Annotated in this window: 15 protein-coding genes; 9 read left to right on the top strand and 6 right to left on the bottom strand. The window is 70.5% G+C overall.

Annotation, left to right across the window (positions count from 1 at the left end):
• The first annotated feature begins 229 nt into the window (after positions 1-229).
• The gene (locus DSX2_RS00345) at positions 230-1,909 is read left to right on the top strand and encodes a hydantoinase/oxoprolinase family protein (protein ID WP_020879025.1); all 1,680 of its coding nucleotides are present in this window, start codon (positions 230-232) and stop codon (positions 1,907-1,909) included.
• Positions 1,903-3,216 (top strand): histone deacetylase, encoded by a 1,314-nt coding sequence (locus tag DSX2_RS00340; protein WP_020879024.1) that lies wholly within the window; start codon positions 1,903-1,905, stop codon positions 3,214-3,216. The genes DSX2_RS00345 and DSX2_RS00340 overlap by 7 nt, the downstream gene beginning before the upstream one ends.
• A gap of 60 nt (positions 3,217-3,276) precedes the next feature.
• On the opposite strand, the gene DSX2_RS00335 is transcribed toward DSX2_RS00340, so the two are convergent.
• The 4 genes from DSX2_RS00335 to tyrS all read right to left on the bottom strand — a co-directional run bounded on the left by DSX2_RS00335 (position 3,277) and on the right by tyrS (position 7,147).
• Positions 3,277-4,368: a radical SAM protein gene (locus DSX2_RS00335; RefSeq protein ID WP_020879023.1), complete on the bottom strand. Its 1,092-nt coding sequence runs from the start codon at positions 4,366-4,368 to the stop codon at positions 3,277-3,279.
• A gap of 134 nt (positions 4,369-4,502) precedes the next feature.
• Positions 4,503-5,357 (bottom strand): UbiA-like polyprenyltransferase, encoded by an 855-nt coding sequence (locus DSX2_RS00330; protein ID WP_020879022.1) that lies wholly within the window; start codon positions 5,355-5,357, stop codon positions 4,503-4,505.
• An 85-nt stretch (positions 5,358-5,442) separates the two neighbouring features.
• Entirely contained in the window at positions 5,443-5,892 is a 450-nt protein-coding gene (locus DSX2_RS00325) for a DMT family transporter (RefSeq protein WP_020879021.1), read from the bottom strand.
• A 7-nt stretch (positions 5,893-5,899) separates the two neighbouring features.
• Positions 5,900-7,147: a tyrosine--tRNA ligase gene (tyrS, locus tag DSX2_RS00320; protein WP_020879020.1), complete on the bottom strand. Its 1,248-nt coding sequence runs from the start codon at positions 7,145-7,147 to the stop codon at positions 5,900-5,902.
• Positions 7,148-7,501: 354 nt separating this feature from the next.
• Here tyrS and DSX2_RS00315 point away from each other — a divergent pair, with 354 nt between their 5' ends.
• Entirely contained in the window at positions 7,502-8,059 is a 558-nt protein-coding gene (locus DSX2_RS00315; RefSeq protein ID WP_020879019.1) for an RNA polymerase sigma factor, read from the top strand.
• Positions 8,056-8,493: a hypothetical protein gene (locus tag DSX2_RS17345; RefSeq protein ID WP_020879018.1), complete on the top strand. Its 438-nt coding sequence runs from the start codon at positions 8,056-8,058 to the stop codon at positions 8,491-8,493. The genes DSX2_RS00315 and DSX2_RS17345 overlap by 4 nt, the downstream gene beginning before the upstream one ends.
• 159 nt (positions 8,494-8,652) lie before the next feature.
• On the opposite strand, the gene DSX2_RS18475 is transcribed toward DSX2_RS17345, so the two are convergent.
• Entirely contained in the window at positions 8,653-8,796 is a 144-nt protein-coding gene (locus DSX2_RS18475) for a hypothetical protein (RefSeq protein ID WP_020879017.1), read from the bottom strand.
• A gap of 53 nt (positions 8,797-8,849) precedes the next feature.
• Here DSX2_RS18475 and DSX2_RS00305 point away from each other — a divergent pair, with 53 nt between their 5' ends.
• From DSX2_RS00305 to fetB, 4 genes are all read left to right on the top strand, one after another.
• Positions 8,850-9,572, top strand: a complete 723-nt coding sequence (locus DSX2_RS00305) for a DUF3106 domain-containing protein (RefSeq protein WP_020879016.1) — start codon at positions 8,850-8,852, stop codon at positions 9,570-9,572.
• A gap of 85 nt (positions 9,573-9,657) precedes the next feature.
• Positions 9,658-12,261, top strand: a complete 2,604-nt coding sequence (locus DSX2_RS00300) for a cobyric acid synthase (protein ID WP_020879015.1) — start codon at positions 9,658-9,660, stop codon at positions 12,259-12,261.
• Positions 12,262-12,275: 14 nt separating this feature from the next.
• On the top strand, positions 12,276-12,992 hold the full coding sequence (locus DSX2_RS00295; RefSeq protein ID WP_020879014.1) for an ATP-binding cassette domain-containing protein: 717 nt from the start codon (positions 12,276-12,278) through the stop codon (positions 12,990-12,992).
• On the top strand, positions 12,982-13,758 hold the full coding sequence (fetB, locus tag DSX2_RS00290; protein ID WP_020879013.1) for an iron export ABC transporter permease subunit FetB: 777 nt from the start codon (positions 12,982-12,984) through the stop codon (positions 13,756-13,758). The genes DSX2_RS00295 and fetB overlap by 11 nt, the downstream gene beginning before the upstream one ends.
• Before the next feature lie 251 nt (positions 13,759-14,009).
• On the opposite strand, the gene DSX2_RS00285 is transcribed toward fetB, so the two are convergent.
• Entirely contained in the window at positions 14,010-15,485 is a 1,476-nt protein-coding gene (locus DSX2_RS00285; protein ID WP_020879012.1) for a leucyl aminopeptidase, read from the bottom strand.
• A 253-nt stretch (positions 15,486-15,738) separates the two neighbouring features.
• On the opposite strand from DSX2_RS00285, the gene DSX2_RS00280 reads away from it, so the two are divergent.
• On the top strand, positions 15,739-17,328 hold the full coding sequence (locus tag DSX2_RS00280; RefSeq protein WP_020879011.1) for a flagellar hook protein FlgE: 1,590 nt from the start codon (positions 15,739-15,741) through the stop codon (positions 17,326-17,328).
• The last annotated feature ends 218 nt before the right edge of the window (positions 17,329-17,546 follow it).

Below are 17,546 nucleotides of genomic sequence, written 5' to 3'. Positions count from 1 at the left end.
TCCCCCTCCCCCCCTCGCTCCATCCGGCCCACTGCACGTGGGCGCCCGGCGGCCAGCGCTCCTGGCGTGATCCGCTCCGAACCCCTTTGTCCGCAGCCGTTTCCCGCCGTTCACCTGATTCTGAGCGCCATTGGCCGATGAAGCGCGGCGCGCGCGTGGACTGTGCCTTTCGATGGTGCTAGGCTTTCCGCACTTTCGGACGGCAACGGCCGTCCGCACAGGAGTTGCCATGCTGCTCGGCATAGATGTCGGCGGGACGCACACGGACGCGGTGCTCATAGACGACGGGGGCATCCGGGGGACCTTCAAGACGCCCACGGACCACGCCGACCTGCTCTCCTCGGTGCGCGCCGTGCTCGACTGGGTCGCGGCCGAGGGCTCTCCCTCGGACGTGGAGCGGGTCAACCTGTCCACCACGCTGACGACCAACGCGATCATCGAGGGCACCACCGAGGAGGTCGGACTCCTCGTGGTCGGCGGTCCGGGCATCGACCCGCACACCTTCCAGCTCTGCCGCCACTTCCACGTCCTGTCCGGCTCCACGGACCACCGCGGCAGCGTGGTCAGGGAGCTCGACCGCGCGGAGATGGAGGCGGCGGCAGCGGCCTGCGAGGCGGACGGCGTGCGCGCCTTCGCCGCGGTGGGCAAGTTCTCGCCGCGCAACCCGGCCGTGGAGGAGCAGATTGCCGCGGCCATCGGGGAGCGGGCCGACGTGGTGACCATGGGCCACACGCTCACCGGCCGCCTGGGCTTTCCCCGCCGCATGGCCACGGCCTACTTCAACTCCGCTGTCTGGCGGCTGTTCAACCAGTTCTCCTACGCCGTGGAGCAGAGCCTGCGCGAGCGCGGCATCGCGGCCAAGGTGAACATCCTGAAGGCCGACGGCGGGACCATGCCGCTGTCCACGGCCAAGCGCATCCCGGTGGAGTCCATCCTCTCCGGCCCCGCGGCCAGCGTCATGGGCATCGTCTCCATGTGCGACATCGCCCTGGACTCGCTGATCCTCGACGTGGGCGGCACGACCACGGACATCGCGGTGTTCGCGGGCGGCGCGCCGCTCATGGAGCCGAGCGGCATCAGCATCGGCTCCTACCCGACCCTGGTGCGCGCGCTGCGCACCACGAGCATCGGCGTGGGCGGCGACTCGGCCATCTCCATGCTCGGCGAGGAAATCTTCGTGGGCCCGCGCCGCCTCGGCCCCTGCATGTGCTCGGGCGGCGAGAGGCCCGCGCTCATGGACGCCTTCAACTACCTGGGCGAGGCCTCTCTCGGCGACGTCGCGGCCTCGCGCCGGGGCATCGAGGAGTTCGCGGCCAGCCATTCGCTCTCCCCGGACTTCGTGGCGCGCAAGGCCGCGGACACGGCCGTGGCCTCCATCGCCAAGGCCTGCCGGGCGCTCATCGAGGAGATCAACGCCCGCCCGGTCTACACCCTGCACGAGCTCATCGAGGGCAGGCGCATCGTGCCCAAGAAGATCTACCTCATGGGCGGCCCGGCCGAGATCCTGAAGGACCGCCTGTTCAAGGAGTTCAAGCTCTCGGTCGGCGTGCCCCGCAACTACGACGTGGCCAACGCCGTGGGCGCGGCCCTGACCCGCACGACCACCGGCATAGAGCTCTTCGCGGACACCGAGAAGCGGCGCATGTACGTGCCCACGCTCGGCGTCTCGCGCATCGTGGAGCGCGGCTACTCCCTGGACGACGCCGAGCGCGACGCCAGGCGCGCACTCCTGAACCACCTGCGCCACGAGGGCATCCCCGTGCGCGAGGAGAACCTGGAAATGACCCACGCCGAATCCTTCAACATGGTCGAGGGCGGCGTGACCGCGGGACGCAACATCCGGGTGGGCTGCCAGATCAGGCCGGGCATCCTGCACCGCTACAAGGCCCTTCTGGGACGCTTATGCTGAAAGCAGCCGACAAACTGGGCATCGTCTTCTTCCCGGCCTACGACTGGTCGCTCGGCCCCACCCATCCGGAGCGCGAGGAGCGCCTGCTCTACACCCACGACCAGCTCGTGGAGGAAGGGGTCTTCGACATCGAAGGCATCGAGGAGTTCAAGCCGACCGTCGCCTCGCGCGAGGATATCGAGCGCGTCCACTTCTGCTTCCCGGACGTGGACTCGGTCTGCACCCGCTCGCACATGGCCTCGGCAGGCGGCGCCATCAAGGCCGCCGAGCTGGTCATGAGCGGGGAGAGCCGGCGCGCCTTCGCCCTGGTGCGCCCCCCGGGCCACCACGCCATGAAGAGCGTGCACGGCACGCGCGGCTTCTGCACGGTGAACATCGAGGCCGTGATGATCGAGTGGATCAGGGAGCACTACGGGCCGAAGCGGGTGGCCGTCGTGGACACGGACTGCCACCACGGCGACGGCACCCAGGACGTCTACTGGCACGACCCGGACACGCTCTACATCAGCCTGCACCAGGACGGCCGCACGCTCTACCCCGGCTCCGGTTTCCCGGACGAGTTGGGCGGGCCCAGGGCGCGGGGCAGGACCATCAACATTCCGCTCCCCCCCGGAACCTCGGACGAGGGCTTCCTGCACGTCATCGACAACGTGGTCCTGCCGCTGCTCGACGACTTCAAGCCGGACCTCATCGTCAACTCCGCGGGCCAGGACAACCACTTCACCGACCCGATCACGAACATGAACTTCTCGGCCCACGGCTACGCGCTGATGAACGAGAAGCTCAGGCCCGACATCGCGGTGCTCGAGGGCGGCTACGCCATCCAGGGGGCCCTGCCCTACGTGAACCTCGGCATCGTCCTGGCCATGGCCGGGCTCGACTACTCCCAGGTGGTGGAGCCGGACTGGGACCCCGAGCGCTGGCGGCAGTCGAAGAAGATCACGCAGTACATCGAGGCGCTTTCCGCCGAGCTGCCCAAGCTCTACTTCCGCCCCCCGCCCGAGAAGGAGACCCTCGTGGGCGGCTGGCACGTGCGCATGAAGGAGATCTTCTACGACACCGACGGCATCCACGAGTCGCAGCGCGAGATGCTGCTCGACTGCCGCAAGTGCCGCGGGACGCTGAAGATCGAGACGCGCTCGGGACGCATCCCGCTGTCCCTGGGCATCGAGATCCCGGCGGACGCCTGCCCCACCTGCCGGGCCGAGGGCTACCGGGCCTTCGAGGACGCGCAGCTCAAGGGCGGCTACCGCTACGTGCAGCTCATCAACCGCGCGGACAAGGAATACCAGCGCATAGGCTTCTAGGCCTCCGCTCCCCGGCGCCGGGGCGGGGGCCCGGCCTTTTGCGCGCCCGCGGCCTTCCCCTCACGATACGAAGCGCTTGGCGCACTCGTCGCAGGGCCGCGGCAGCGGCCCTTTGTCCTGCCCGTCCTCCGGCCTCTGCGTCGCCTGCTCCGCCTCTTTTCTCTCCTTCGTCCCGTACCCGTCCGCATCCCGCGTCTGCCGCGCCTGCCAGGCGGCCCTGAAGGCCGCGTAGCCCGGCCGCTGCCAGATCGCGGCCAGCCCCTCCTCCTCGGCGCTGCCGAAGGAGAGGCGTAGGGCGGCGGCCGGGTGCGGCGGCGCGGCCGGGATGCAGGTGTAGACGCAGGGCGAGACGCCGCCCGCGGCGTCCACCACCAGGGCGCGGGTGGGATTCTCCGGGCACTGCGCGGCCTCGTGCCGCCCGGGCAGGCGGTAGACGAGCGCCACGTCCCTGGAGGCGAGCGCGGCGGCGAGGCGGGAGAGGCGCGCGCGCACGGCCGCGATCTCCCCGGGATCGGTGAAGGCCAGATGCGTGAGGTCCGGCGCGGCCACGTAGTCCAGGGTGCTGACGACCACGGTGGAGACGCCGCGCCCCTCGAGCAGGCGCGGCAGGGCCTCGAGCTCGTCCTCGGCCCCGCGCAGGAGCATGTAGGCCACGTGCAGCGCGGGCGTCGCGAAATGCAGCCGCGCCCGGGCCGCGACCAGCGCGTCCATGGCGGCCAGGGCCGCGTCGAGCCCCGCGCCGGGCCTGGCCGCGTCGTGGGCCGGGCCCGTGCCGGCCAGGGAGACGGCCAGCATGTCGAGCCCGGAGCGCACGAGCTCCACGGCAAGCTCCGGGGTCAGGAGCACGCCGTTGGTCGTCGTGCCGGTGCGCAGCCCCTGCGCGTGGGCCGCGCGGATCATCTCCAGGAGGTGCGGGTGCAGCAGGGGCTCGCCCCAGCCCTGCAGGTGCAGGTGGGCGGTGCGGGAAAGCTGGGGAAGGAGGCGGGAGAAGAGGCCGAAATCGAGGTCGCGGTTCCGCCACGCCGTCCCGGCCTGCGTGCGCGGGCAGTAGACGCAGTGCGCGTTGCAGCGCGTGGTGACCTCGATCTGCGCCCAGTCCAGGCGCAGTTCGCGGGGACGGAATCGGCCGACAATGCGCTCGAGCACACCCATGGCACGTCTCCCAGGCGGGACGCCCGGCCCGCGGACCGCAATCCGGGCCGCACGCGGCGGCGCCCCGTGTTCAGGCTCTCATGGCGGCGGATTGTGCCGTGCCCGGGCGGCGATGACAAGGGGGCTTGCGCGGATCAGGCCAGCCAGATGTCCAGGAGCACGGCGGCCAGCACGGCCATGGAGATGACGCCGTTCAGGGTGAAGAAGGCCAGGTTGACCCTGGAGAGGTCGTCCGGCTTTATGAGCGTGTGCTCCCAGACCAGGGCGGCGCCCACGAGCAGCATGGCCGCGAAGTAGATCCAGCCTGCCCCGTCCGCCCAGCCCGCGACCAGGAAGAAGACCGCGGTGTTCACGTGGCAGAAGCTCGAGAGGGTGAGCGAGGTGGTCACGCCGAAGTCGGCGGGCAGGGAATGCAGCCCCTGGGCGCGGTCGAAGGCCTCGTCCTGGCATGCGTAGAGGATGTCGAAGCCCGCCACCCAGAAGGTCACGCCGAGCGCCAGCAGCACGGCCGGGGGCGTGAATTCCGGGGTCACGGCCAGCCAGCCGCCGATGGGCGCGAGCCCGAGCGTCATGCCGAGCACGAAGTGGCAGAGCCAGGTGAAGCGCTTGGTCAGGCTGTAGACGGCGGCCACGCCGAGCGCCAGGGGCGAGAGCCTGAGCACCAGCGGGTTCATGGCCGCGCAGGCGGCCACGAAGACGAGCCCCATGGCCGCGGTGAGGACCCAGGCCGTGCCCCGGCCCATCTCGCCGGTGACCAGGGGGCGGTCCTGCGTGCGCGGGTTCCTGCGGTCTATGTCCAGGTCGGCCAGGCGGTTGAAGGCCATGGCGAAGGAGCGCACCGCGACCATGGCCACGGTGACCAGCAGGAAGGGGCGCCAGCCGGGCCAGCCGTCCGCGGCCCAGAACATGCCGGTGAAGGCGAAGGGCAGGGCGAAGACCGAGTGCTCTATCTTGACCATGCGCGCAAACACGCCGAGCTGCGATGCCATCCGCTTCCTCCTGTAATGCCCTGTCGGTCGTTTCGCCGTCGCCGACGCGTTCTCCGCCTGAATTTCCGCTCCGGGTCCCCTGCGCTCAGAATCCCCTGATGAGCACCACGCCCGCGATGAGCAGCACCACCCCGACCATGCGCATGGGCGTGGCGGGGTTTTCCGGGTAGCCCACCAGGGCGAAGTGGTCCATGATCAGGGAGGCCACCATCTGGCCGGTGACGAACAGGGCCATGGTCGTGGCTGCGCCCAGGCGCGGGGCCGCCACGATGGTCACGGTGACGAAGAAGGCGCCCAGGAAGCCGCCGCACCAGGTCCACCAGGGCGCCTGGGCGAAGGCCGGGCCGAAGGGCACCGCCTCGCGCCTCAGCAGCAGCACGGCAGCGAGCGCCACTGTGCCCACCAGGAAGGAGACGAAGGAGGCCGCCAGCGCGCTGCCGAGGAAGGTGCGCAGCTGGGCGTTCACCCCCGCCTGCACCGGCGCGGTGACCCCGGCCAGGATGGCCATGAGAACGAGGGCGAGCTGTCCTGCCATGGTCGTTCTAGGCCTTGAGGCGCACCAGGCCGAGCTTCTTGCGGCCCATGGCCAGCAGGAAGGCGTCGCCGCCCATGAGGTCGCCGGGCGCGGGCGCGAAGGTCAGCTCGGAGAAGACGGCGTTGTTGATCTTGACCGCGCCCTGCTTGAGGAACTCCTTGGCCTTGCCCTTGGACGGGGCGAAGCCGAGGTCCACGAGCATCTGGGGAACGTCCGGAAGCTCGGCGTACTCCACGCTCGGGGCGCTGCCCCTGACCGCGGCGTAGAGCTCCTCGGCGCTCGAGGCGCCGCCGCCGAAGCGGGCGGCGTGGGCGCGCTCGATCCCGGCCAGGACCTCCTCGCCGTGGACCATGCGCGTCACCTCGGCGGCCAGGCGGCCCTGGGCCTCGCGCAGCTCGGGCCGCTCGGCCACGGCGCGCTCGTACTCGCCGATCTCCTCCTGGGTGAGGAAGGTGAAGTACTTCATGAAGCGGATCACGTCGCGGTCGTCGGTCAGCATCCAGAAGTTGTGGAAGTCGGCGGGCGGGGTCATCTCGGGATCGAGGTAGATGGCGCCCTTCTCGGACTTGCCGAACTTCTTGCCGTCCGCCGTGGTGATCAGCGGGAAGGTCATGGCGAAGGCCTCGAGCCCGAGCTTCCTGCGGATGAGCTCGGTGCCGGCCGTGATGTTGCCCCACTGGTCCGAGCCGCCGATCTGCAGCAGGCAGCCGTGGGCCTCGGCCAGATGGCAGAAGTCGTAGGCCTGCAGGATCATGTAGCTGAACTCGGTGTAGGAGATGCCCACGTCCTCGCGCGCGATGCGCGTCTTGACCGAGTCCTTGGCCATCATCCAGTTGACCGTGAAGTGCTTGCCCACGTCGCGCAGAAGGCCGATGGCCGAGAGCGAGAGCAGCCAGTCGGCGTTGTTCTCGATCCACACGGAACCGCCGAAGATGCGCTCCACCTGGGCGCGGATCTTGGCCAGCGAGGCCCCGATGCGCTCCATGGACTGCAGCTGGCGCTCCGCGTCCTTGCCGCTCGGGTCGCCGATGAGCCCTGTGCCGCCGCCCGCCAGGAAGATGGGGCGGTGCCCGGCGCGCTGCAGCCGCAGGAGCGAGATGAGGGGCACCATGTTGCCCACGTGCAGGCTCGGGGCCGTGGGGTCGAAGCCGCAATAGGCGGTGCGGCCCGGAGTGGCGAAATACCCGCGGACCTTGTCCGCGTCCGAGACCTGATGCACGAGGCCGCGCCAGGAAAGTTCATCGAAGACGTTCACGAAAGAGCTCCTTCCACACGAAAATTGCACAGGTGGGATGTCGTACATCCTTGCAGAAATCAAGGCAAGGCGCTTGCCCGCCGGGTGCAAAGGCCGTAGACCGTAAAAAAAATCGTTGTGTGGTCAACCGGGTCGGCGCTTCGCGCGTTAGCATCAAGTGAAACGGGCCACGGGGCGTCAACAATGGATAAGCCATGCGCATGAAAGCCTTGCCGACCGACCCATACCCTGCCGCCGCCGGAGGACGCACCCGGCCGGAGGCAGGCGGACAAGGAGCGCGGCGCCACGCGGCCTGATGGCGGGCGGCCGCCCGAGCCCTCCGGGCGGCCGTCCGCGACATAGACCATACTTTTTATGGGGAAGCCCTCCGCCGAAACACTGGACGCCTTTCTGCTCTCTATCGAGCGGCGGGCCTACCGGATTGCCCGGATTGCGACCGGGCACGAACAGGAGGCCCTCGACGTGTTCCAGGAGGCTGCCTACAAGTTCCTGCGCACATACGCGGACAAGCCTTCCGAGGAATGGCGCCCCCTGTTCTTCGGCGTCCTGCACAACCAGATCCGGGACTGGCGCAGGCGAAGCATGGTCAGATCCCGATGGCGCGCCTTCCTGGACGCCTTCTCCAGGGACGGCGCAAGCGACGACGCCCGGGACCCGATCCAGGAGGTCCCGGACGAGAAATGCCGCACTCCCGAGGCCCAGGCTGCCGAGAACGACACCCTGGGAGCGGTCGAGGCGGCGGTACGGACACTCCCTCCCCGCCAGCAGCAGGCGTTCCTCCTGCGGGCCTGGGAGGAACTCTCCCTCGCCGAGACGGCCCAGGCCATGGGCTGCTCCGAGGGATCGGTGAAGACTCATTACCACAGGGCCGTGGAACGCCTGCGCGGCCTGCTCGGAGAACGGCTGCCATGACCTCGTGCCACGACACCCCCGGAACGATCCTCCATCCGGACGACCGTGCGGATGCGCGGGCCGACGACTTCGCCCCGCGCGCCGACGCCTTCGTGCGTCACCTCACGGCGGTGCTGGACGATTCCCTCGAATCCATGAGCGGGGGCACCCGCTCGCGGCTGACCCGCGCCCGCTACCGGGCCATGGAGCGCGCGGCCAAGGGCAGGCTCCTGTCCGGGCACTTCCTGTCCGGGCGCCGCCTGTTCACCGGAGGCGCCCTGGCGGCGGCCACGGCCGCGGCCTTCTTCTTCCTCGTGCCCGGCCCGGTCGAACTGCCGCACCAGGCGAACCACCCCCTGGAAGTGGAGCTGGCTGCCGCGCCCGACTCTCTGGACCTCTATGAGAACCTGGAGTTCTACACCTGGCTGGCGGCCGAGAACCCGAGCCGGACCTGATCCCGCCGAGAAACTTTTCGAGACGCTCCTGCTCGTGATGACGGCCGCGTCCGGTGCCCGAACGGACGCCGGACGCGGCCGAAGAGCAGAAGACACCGATGAACGAAACTCCCTGCATGCACGGCCTGCCGCTTCACCCCCCGCACGGCTGCCGCCGTTTCACGGCGACCCCGCGGGCGGGAAGAGGGGCCGGGACAGCAGGCCGCGCTCCGCAAGCGGCTCGGCCGGACGCAGAAGAATGATGAACGAGACGACCCGGGAGACGGGCGAGACCGCCGCGCAGTAGCGGCAGGCACGGCCCATGGCGGGCCGCCTCGCGGAAGATCCCTCCTGGGGAGGCTTCGGGAGACACGCCGATGAGCATCAGAAAGCATATCCTCTGCCTGGCCCTGGCCTTGGCGCTCCTGCCCGGGGTCGCCCGGGCCGTCTCCTGGGATGCCCTCACCCCGGCCGAGCAGAACGTGCTCGCCCCGCTCAAGGAGAACTGGAGCAACCTGCCCGAGGATCGCCAGGAGCGGCTGCGCCAGAGCGCGGCGCGCTGGCAGTCCATGACCCCGGAACAGCAGGCCGCGGCCAAGGAGAAGCTCGAGCGCTGGAAGAGCCTCCCTGCCGAGCAGAAGGAGCACGTGCGCCAGCACTACGAGGAGTACAAGAAGCTCCCCCCCGAGGACCAGGAGCGCATCCGCAAGGCCTGGCAGCGCTACCACGCCATGCCCAAGGAGCAGCGCGAGCAGCTTCGCCAGCGCTGGCAGTCCATGACCCCGGAGCAGCGACAGCAGGCGCGCGAGCGCTGGCAGAAGGCCACCCCGCAGGAGCGCGAGCAGATGCGCCAGCGCATGCAGCAGATGCAGCAGATGCGCCGACAGAACCCGGGCCAGGCCCCGGCCGACACCCGCAGCTTCCGCGAGCGCCACCAGGCCCCGGCCACCACCCAGATCCATCGCGCGCCCGGCAGGGAGCCCGTGCAGGCGCCCGCCCAGGGCGTGCAGCCGGGCGCGACGGTCTTCCCGTCTGAGACGAATCCCCAGTCTCCCGGCCCGACGCGGGAAACCGAGCCCCAGGGCGCGCCCGGGCAGTAGCGGCGGCGCCGCACTGCGCCAGGGGGCAGGCCCTTTTGCCCTGCCCCTTGCCCGCAGCGGCCTTTCGGGATAGGCAGCGGGCCATATGGCTCCCCGCACCGCGCCGCACGGCGGCAACCTCAGGGCCCTGGCCGCGCAGGCAGGCTGCGGTCCCGAGGACATCCTGGACTTCTCGGCCAACATCAACCCTCTCGGCCCTCCGCCCTGGCTGCGCAGCGTGGTCGCGGGCGCGCTCTCGAGCGCCGTGCACTACCCGGACCCCGAGGCCGTGGAGCTTCGCCGGGCCGCAGCCGCCTGCTACGGCGGCGCGCCCGAAGAATTCCTGGCGGGCAACGGCACGAGCGACATCCTCTACGCCCTGCCCCGCCTCGCGGGTCCGCGCGGCGCGCCCTTCGCCCGCGCCCTGATCCCGGGCCCGGCCTACGTGGACTACGCGCGCGCCGCCTCCCTCGCCGGGCTCAGGCCGGACCATCTGCCCCTCGTGCCCGAGGACGGCTTCGCCCTGCCCTTCGACCGGCTGGACGCCGAGCTTGCCGCCGCCCCGGCCATGGTCTTCCTGGGGCGGCCGAACAACCCCACGGGCCGGGGATTCGCGGCCGACGACCTGCGCGGCCTCGCCGGACGGCGGCCGGATTCGCTCTTCGTGGTGGACGAGGCCTTTGCGGATTTCCCCGGCGAGCCCGACCGGCTGGCGGGCAGACGGCCCGAGAACGTCGTGGTCCTGCTCTCCCTGACCAAGTTCCTGGCCGTGCCCGGGCTGCGCCTGGGGCTGTGCGCCGCCTCTCCGGAGACGATCCGCCGCATCGCCGCCCTCCTGCCGCCCTGGCAGTGCTCCACCCTGGCCCAGGCCGTGGGCGCGCGCGGCCTGGCCGACGACGCATTCCGCGCGCGAAGCGTGGCCGCCTGCCGGGAGTACCGGGAGCACCTGCGCGGCCTGCTCGCCGCCTTCCCGGAGATCGCCGTCTTTCCCGGCGAGGCCGACTTCCTGCTCTGCCGCCTGCTCGCGGGCGGCCCGAAGGGCGCGGGACCCGTCGCGGACGCGCCCGGACTGGCCGAACGGCTCCTGGCCGAGCGCATCGCCGTCCGCGTCTGCGACAACTTCGCGGGGCTTGACGCCTCCTGGTTCCGCCTGGCCGTCAGGCCGCCCGAGGAGAACGCACGCCTGGCCGAGGCCCTGGCCCGAGTCCTCGGCCGCGCGCCCGCGCGAAAGAACCGCCGCACGCCCGCGATCATGGTCCAGGGCGTGTGCTCCAACGCGGGGAAGAGCGTGCTCGCGGCCGGACTGTGCCGCGTGCTCCTGCAGGACGGCCACGCCCCCTGCCCCTTCAAGGCCCAGAACATGTCGCTCAACTCCTTCGTCACCCAGGACGGGGGGGAGATGGGCCGCGCCCAGGTGACGCAGGCCCTGGCATCCGGCCGCGAGCCGGACGCACGCATGAATCCGGTGCTGCTCAAGCCCTCCTCGGACACGGGCTCGCAGGTCATCGTGCTCGGCCGCCCCGTGGGCAACATGCGCGTGGCCGAGTACACGGACTACAAGCCGCGGGTCTTCGGCACGGTCTGCGCGGCCTACGACGAGCTGGCCGCGGGAGCCGGGGTCATGGTCCTCGAGGGCGCGGGCTCTCCGGCCGAGGTGAACCTCAAGGCCCACGACATCGTGAACATGGCCATGGCGCGCCACGCGGGCGCCCGCGTGCTCCTGGCCGCGGACATCGACCGCGGCGGCTCCTTCGCCTCCCTGGCCGGGACCATGGACTGTCTACAGGAGTGGGAGCGCGCCCTGGTGGCGGGCTTCGTGCTCAACAAGTTCCGGGGCGATCCCTCGCTGCTGGCCGAGGGCTTCGACTTCCTGCGCCTGCACACGGGCCGCCCCACGCTCGGGGTGGTGCCCTGGCTGCCCGACCTCGGCCTGCCCGAGGAGGATTCCGTCTCCTTCAAGGCCGGAATCTCCCTGCCGCGCGCAAAAAAGGACGCCGTCCTGGACGTGGCCGTGGCCGACCTGCCGCACATCTCGAACTTCACGGACCTCGACGCCCTGGCCGCCGAGCCCGACGTGGCCGTGCGCCTCGTGCGCTCGGGCGACGAGCTCGGCGAGCCGGACATGGTCGTCCTGCCCGGCTCCAAGAACACGCTCTCCGACCTCGCCTGGCTGCGCGCCTCCGGCATCGCGGACGCCCTGGCGGCGCTCGACGGCCGGGCCGAGATCGTGGGCATCTGCGGAGGGCTTCAGATGCTCGGCAGGCGCATGGAGGACCCCCTCGGGCTCGAGTCCGCCATCGAGTCCGCGCCGGGCCTCGGGCTGCTCGACCTCTCCACGGTCCTGGCCGCGGACAAGACCCTGACCCGGCGCACGGCCACGGACCTGGCCACGGGCCGCGCGGTCACGGGCTACGAGATCCACCACGGCCTGACGGACTCCGAGGGCGAGGGCCGCCCGCTCTACGCCGAGGACGAGGGGCTGGGCCGCGCCGCCGGGCACGGCCGCACCTGGGGCACCTATCTGCACGGCGTGTTCGACGCCGACGAGTACCGCCGCGCCGTGCTCGACCGCCTGCGCGGGCGCAGGGGGCTCCCGCCCCTTGGCAGGGTGCAGGTGCGCTACGGCATAGACGCGGCCCTGGACCGGCTGGCCGAGGTCGTCAGAACGTCGCTGGACATGGGCGCCGTCTACCGTATGCTCGGGTTCTGACCATGAGCGACCATATGGACACCACAGCCTCTCCCGGGCCCATCCTGGCCCTGGAGCACGTGCGCTTCGCCCATCCCGGCAAGCCGCCCGTGTTCGACGACGTCTCGCTCGCCTTTGCGGGCGGCGCCTTCGTCGTCGTGCGCGGCCCCTCGGGCGCGGGCAAGTCCACGCTCCTGCGCCTGCTCTGCCGCATGGAGGAGCCCCAGGCCGGACAGCTGCTCTTCCACGGCCGCCCCTATTCCTTCGTGCCGCCGAGCGAGCTGCGCCGCCGCGTCGCGCTCATCCAGCAGTCGCCCCAGGTGCTGCCGGCAAGCGTGGCCGCGAACCTGCGCCTGCCCTTCAGCCTGAAGGCCAACCACGGTCTGCGCGCTCCCTCGGACGAGGAGCTTTCGGCCTGGCTCGCGCGCTTCCTGCTCGCGGGCGTTTCGCTCTCCGACGAGGCGGCCGGTCTCTCCGTGGGACAGCGCCAGCGGCTCTGCCTCATCCGCAGCCTGCTCCTCGACCCGGACGTGCTCCTGCTCGACGAGCCGACCTCGGCCCTGGACCCCGAGAGCGCGGCCCTGGTCATGGCCGAGGCCGCGCGGCTGAACGGCGAGGAGGGGCGGACCGTGATCCTGGTCTCGCACACCGAGAATCTCGTCCTGCCGCCCGCTGCCCGCGTGCTGCGCGTGGACCGGGGCGCTTCGTGGGAAAACGGAGAGACAGGGGAAGGAGGCGGCCATGCCCGCTGAGATAGGCCCGCTGCAGCTCTGCCTCGGCCTCGGCTTCATCCTCTTCGGGCTCGCGGGCTCGCGCGTCTGGCGGCTCGGGCTCGAGCGCGACCTGGTGGTGGGCACGATCCGCACCTTCGCCCAGCTCTTCCTCATGGGCTACGTGCTGACCTTCGTCTTCTCCGTGCACAACCCGGCCCTCGTGGCCCTGGTCTTCGTGGTCATGGTGGCCTCGGCCGCGCACATCGTGCGCGGCAGGGTCAAGGAGCGGAAGGTGAACGTGACCGTGCCGGTCTTCGTCTCCATGTTCGCCTCCTACTTCGTGGTCTCGGTGCTGGTCACCGGGGTCATCGTCCAGGCCAGGCCGTGGTGGCAGCCGGAATACTTCATCCCCCTCTCGGGCATGGTCGTGGGCAACTCCATGACCGCCATCGCCCTGGCCCTGGACAGGCTGCTCTCCGAGCTGCGCGACAAGCGCGAGCGCGTGGAGATGCTGCTCGCGCTCGGCGCGGACATGCGCGAGGCCTCGGCCGACGCGGTGCGCGAGGCGCTGCACGCGGGCGTCATGCCCTCGGTGAACTCGATGATGGGCGTGGGGCTCGTCTTCATCCCCGGGATGATGACCGGCCAGATCCTGGCCGGGGCCGACCCGCTGGCGGCCATCCGCTACCAGATCGTGGTCATGCTCATGCTCGTGGGCGCCACGGCGCTGGGCAGCCTGGCCGTGGTCCTCTGGGTCCGCCGCCGCTGCTTCGGCCCGGCTCAGAATCTCCTGCTGAAGCCCTAGCAGGCCGCCCCAAAACGGCGATCAGCTCTCCCTGATTTTTCCGGCAGACATCCAAACGGGAAAGAAACAGGGCGCTGCCCGCTCCCGGCGGACAGCGCCCTGTTCCGATCACGACCTCCCGTCCGAGGCCGCTCAAAACGCGCCGGATGCAAGGAGCAAGAAAAATTCGCGCCCGACGCGTATTGCAACATACGCGAGGGCGCGAATTTTTCGCAGCGACGCCGCAGACGGCGCGTTCTCAGCGGCCTGCACTATTCACGCGCAAGCGCGAGGAGAGTGCGCACGCCGAAGCCCGTGCCGCCCTTGGGGCAGAGCTCGGAGGCCGCGTCCGCGAAGGCCGTGGGCGCGATGTCCAGGTGCGCCCACGAGGCGCCCTCGGGCACGAAGCGCTTGAGGAACATGGCCGCGGTGATGGCCCCGCCCTCGCGGCGGCCAACGTTCTTCAGGTCCGCGGTCTCGCTCTCCAGCTCCTTGGCGAAGGCCTCGTCCAGGGGCAGGGGCCAGAACTTGTCGCCAAGCGTCGCCCCCGTCTCCCGGATGCGCGCGGCAAGGGCCTCGTCGGCCGAGAAGACGCCCGCGTAGTGCACGCCGAGCGCGATGCGGCAGGCGCCGGTGAGCGTCGCCAGGTCGATGATCCGCTCCGGGGAGAAGCGCTTGGCGTAGGCCAGGGCGTCGCAGAGCAGCAGGCGGCCCTCGGCGTCGGTGTTGACGATCTCCACGGTGAGGCCCGAGAGGGTGCGCACCACGTCGCCCGGCTTCACGCTGCCGCCGTCCGGCATGTTGTCCGTGCAGGGCAGCAGCCCGACCACGCGGCAGAGCCCGGCCGCGCGGCCGAGCATGCCCATGGCCTCCAGGCAGCCGAGCACGGCCGCGGCGCCCGCCATGTCGCTCTTCATCTCCTCCATGCCCGCCGAGGGCTTGAGGCTGATGCCGCCGGTGTCGAAGGTCACGCCCTTGCCGACGAGGACGAGGGGCGCGGCGGCGGACTTGGGGTCGGTGTCCACGACGATGAAGCGCGGATCGGAGCGCGAGCCCTGGGCCACGGCCGCGAACGCGCCCATGCCCAGGTCCTCGATCTCGGCGCGGCCGAGCACCTGGCAGAAGAAGCCGTGGCGTTCGGCGATCTCGCGCGCGGTCTCGGCCAGGGCGTCCGGTGAGGCCAGGTTGGAGGGCCGGTTGACCAGGGTGCGGGCCATGAGCATGCCCGCGGCCTCCGCCTCGGCCAGGGCCAGGGCGGCCGAAAGCTCCTCTCCGCTCCCGTTCGTGAGCAGCAGGACCTCTTCCGGGTCCACGGGCACCTCGCCCTCGGTCTTCAGCTCCCTGAAGGAGTAGAGCGCCAGGCGCACGGCCAGGGCGGCCTCGCGCACGAGGGCCGCCTCGTCCGCCACGCCGGGGACGGTGGGCAGACCGGCGAGGGAGACGCCGAGGCGCGCGGTCTTGCGCTCGCGCGCGAGCCTTGCGCCCGCGGCCACGGCCTGGCGCAGGCGGGCCGCGTCCAGCTCCTTGGCCTCCCCGAGCCCGACCGCGGCCAGGCGGCGGCAGGGCGAGCCCTCGGGGGCATAGAGGAAGGCGGTCTCCTTGTGCTTGGAGGAGGCCTCGGCAAGGCCCGGGGTGGCCGCAAGGCCCGTGAATGGCTCGGGCAGCGCGGGGGCGCTATCGGCGGCCAGGGGAAGGATCAGGGTGTCCAGGCCGGAGGCGGAATCGTAGGCGGCGATGCGTATGTCCACGGGAACTCCTCGTGTCGGTGGCGTTTCCCCACTTCCTAGCAGACCCGGCAGGCAGGGGGCAATTTTTTCAGCCCCGTGCGCCGCAAGGATCGTTCCGCCCCCTCTGAAAATTATTTTTTTACAAACGTTGACAATGGGTTGACCGAACAGGACGCAGCGGGTGGCATCGGCCTTGCGATGGGAGCCACGGCGAGAACTTTTTGCCCCCAGGGTCAGTCTGCAAAGGGGGCGCGGAACACGCCGGGAGAATACCATGTTCGGTTCCATGTACGTCGGCGCCACGGGAGCCGTGGCGCTCAGCAATTCGATCCAGGTCACGAGCAACAACCTGGCGAACGTGAACACCATCGGGTTCAAGAGCAGCCGGACGCTGTTCCAGGACCTGATGTACCAGGACCAGCCGGGCGGCTACAAATCCGACGGCGGCACGGTCTACGGCGCCGGGGCCGTGGGCAAGGGCGTCTCCATCGCGGACATCATGACCGACTTCAGGAACGGCCCCTACGAGGCAGGCACCAACGTCACGGACCTGGCCATCGCGGGGGACGGCTTCTTCAAGGTCGTGGACGGCCAGGCCAACGCCTTCTACACGCGCGCGGGCAACTTCCGCTTCGACAAGGAGGGCGTGCTGCGCCTGCCCTCGGGCATGGCGCTGCAGGGCTACGCCATGGACCAGCAGACCGGCGCAACGGCGGGCTCGACCAGCGACATCCACCTGCCCGTGGTCCAGGAGACCATAAACGGCCAGACCGTCTCCGTGATCCGCTCCCTGCCCCAGGCGACCGGGAGCGTGACCATGGACACCAACCTCAATTCGGGAAGCCTGGACAGGAGCACGGACACGTCCAACCCCTTCTTCGCCCTGGCCAAGGCCTGGGACGGCACGAGCTCCCCGCCGCTGGCCGACGAATCCTTCGCCTACCGCAGCGGCATCCAGGTCTACGACGCCAACGGTAACGCCCACACCCTGAACGTCTATTTCGATCCGGCCTCGACCGGCGTGGGCGGACTCGGCGCGGGCGGCACCAGGGTCTGGGAATACGTGGTCGGCGTCGATCCCTCGGAGGACGGCCGCAGCCTGGTGGATTCCGGGGCAAAGGGCCTGCTGATGGCGGGCACCCTGACCTTCAACGCCGCCGGCAACCTCACGGACCAGACCGCCTGGATCATGGACCCTTCGGCCTCGAGCGCCGGAAACCTGAGCATGTGGCATCTGGCCTCGCTTTCGGCCGACGGCCACCCGCAGTTCGACGCCTCGTTCCTCTCCTCGGGCGCGGCCGCCGCCCAGCAGGCCATAGCGCTCGACTTCGGCATCGCCTCCGACGGCACGGGCTGGTCCACGTCCAACGCCGCCACGGCCGCGGGCATCGGCTCCAACGCCTCGAACCTGCCGAGCATGAACGCCACGCCGAGCGGCGCGCTGGCCACAACGAGCTACTCCTCCTCCTCGGTGACCCTGAACCAGAACCAGGACGGCTACGCAGAGGGCTACCTCAACTACCTGACCGTGGACTCCAAGGGCGTCATCGCGGGCCACTTCACCAACGGCCAGACCGAGGGGATCTACAAGCTGGCCCTCTACGACTTCACGAACGACTACGGGCTGCGTCACGAGGGGGGAAACCTCTTCTCCGCGACCAAGGAATCCGGGGCGGCCATCGAAGGCGCGGCCGGGGAGAAGGGCCTGGGCACGGTGCAGCAGTCCACGCTCGAGCAGTCCAACGTGGACATGGCCACGGAATTCGCCAACCTGATCGTCAACCAGCGCGGCTTCCAGGCCAACACCAAGGTCATCACAACGGCCGACTCGCTGATCTCCACCCTGGAGCAGGTCATCCGCTAGCCGCGCCCTGCCGCACAAGCTTCCGGCGCCGTCCCGCATGCGGGACGGCGCCTTTTTTTGCCTTGCGACGCGAAAAGCCGACCGAACGACACACGACCGCAACCTGCCGCGCGTCCGCCGCCGTTTCGTAACCGCGCCGCGCTACGAGGGACCATCATCGGATCCGGCCGATTCGTCGGCCCCAGGAGCACTCCATGCAGACACCCGGCACGCACAAG

The organism is Desulfovibrio sp. X2 (genome assembly GCF_000422205.1).
Lineage (GTDB): Bacteria > Desulfobacterota > Desulfovibrionia > Desulfovibrionales > Desulfovibrionaceae > Alkalidesulfovibrio.
The sequence above is the reverse complement of the archived record's forward strand: the minus strand, read 5'-3'. Positions and strand labels throughout refer to the sequence as shown.

Coding starts and splice junctions, on each gene's coding strand:
- DSX2_RS00345 (WP_020879025.1), top strand. CDS start 230: ATGCTGCTCGGCATAGATGTCGGCGGGACGCACACGGACGCGGTGCTC.
- DSX2_RS00340 (WP_020879024.1), top strand. CDS start 1,903: ATGCTGAAAGCAGCCGACAAACTGGGCATCGTCTTCTTCCCGGCCTAC.
- DSX2_RS00335 (WP_020879023.1), bottom strand. CDS start 4,368: ATGGGTGTGCTCGAGCGCATTGTCGGCCGATTCCGTCCCCGCGAACTG.
- DSX2_RS00330 (WP_020879022.1), bottom strand. CDS start 5,357: ATGGCATCGCAGCTCGGCGTGTTTGCGCGCATGGTCAAGATAGAGCAC.
- DSX2_RS00325 (WP_020879021.1), bottom strand. CDS start 5,892: ATGGCAGGACAGCTCGCCCTCGTTCTCATGGCCATCCTGGCCGGGGTC.
- DSX2_RS00315 (WP_020879019.1), top strand. CDS start 7,502: ATGGGGAAGCCCTCCGCCGAAACACTGGACGCCTTTCTGCTCTCTATC.
- DSX2_RS17345 (WP_020879018.1), top strand. CDS start 8,056: ATGACCTCGTGCCACGACACCCCCGGAACGATCCTCCATCCGGACGAC.
- DSX2_RS18475 (WP_020879017.1), bottom strand. CDS start 8,796: ATGGGCCGTGCCTGCCGCTACTGCGCGGCGGTCTCGCCCGTCTCCCGG.
- DSX2_RS00305 (WP_020879016.1), top strand. CDS start 8,850: ATGAGCATCAGAAAGCATATCCTCTGCCTGGCCCTGGCCTTGGCGCTC.
- DSX2_RS00300 (WP_020879015.1), top strand. CDS start 9,658: ATGGCTCCCCGCACCGCGCCGCACGGCGGCAACCTCAGGGCCCTGGCC.
- DSX2_RS00295 (WP_020879014.1), top strand. CDS start 12,276: ATGGACACCACAGCCTCTCCCGGGCCCATCCTGGCCCTGGAGCACGTG.
- fetB (WP_020879013.1), top strand. CDS start 12,982: ATGCCCGCTGAGATAGGCCCGCTGCAGCTCTGCCTCGGCCTCGGCTTC.
- DSX2_RS00280 (WP_020879011.1), top strand. CDS start 15,739: ATGTTCGGTTCCATGTACGTCGGCGCCACGGGAGCCGTGGCGCTCAGC.